General features: G+C 47.6%; 1 protein-coding gene. It reads left to right on the forward strand.

Annotated elements, in window-relative coordinates:
- On the forward strand, positions 1 to 244 hold a 244-nt coding region (locus ACTHUR_RS21185), incomplete at its 5' end, for an iron-sulfur cluster assembly scaffold protein (RefSeq protein ID WP_440400779.1).
- Between the last annotated feature and the right edge of the window lie 197 nt (positions 245 to 441).

Here is a 441-nt window from a genome sequence, read left to right on the forward strand (position 1 = left end):
CGATGAGGGTATTATCGAAGATGCAAAATTCAAAACTTACGGTTGTGGCTCCGCCATCGCTTCCTCCAGCCTGATCACAGAGTGGGTTAAAGGCAAAAGCCTTGACGATGCACTGGCAATCAAAAACAGCGAAATTGCCGAAGAGTTGGAATTGCCTCCAGTTAAAATCCACTGCTCTATCTTGGCTGAAGATGCGGTAAAAGCAGCCGTTGCCGACTATCGCAAACGTCAGGAAAACAAATAACCGGATTCAACGCCCCCTTGTCGGCAGGTGCCCAAGATTCCCGGCGAATCTTCGAGAAAAGCAAATCTAATGGTTTCCCCCCTCTTCTTTTGTTAGACAAAACCAACTGTACAGAAACTTAATCGTTTTGAAGTTGCTACCAAGTTTGGGATTACCTGCCAATCTATCCCCTCTCCCCACGGGAGAGGGTTAGGGAG

Source organism: Neisseria sp. P0021.S007 (assembly GCF_051956855.1).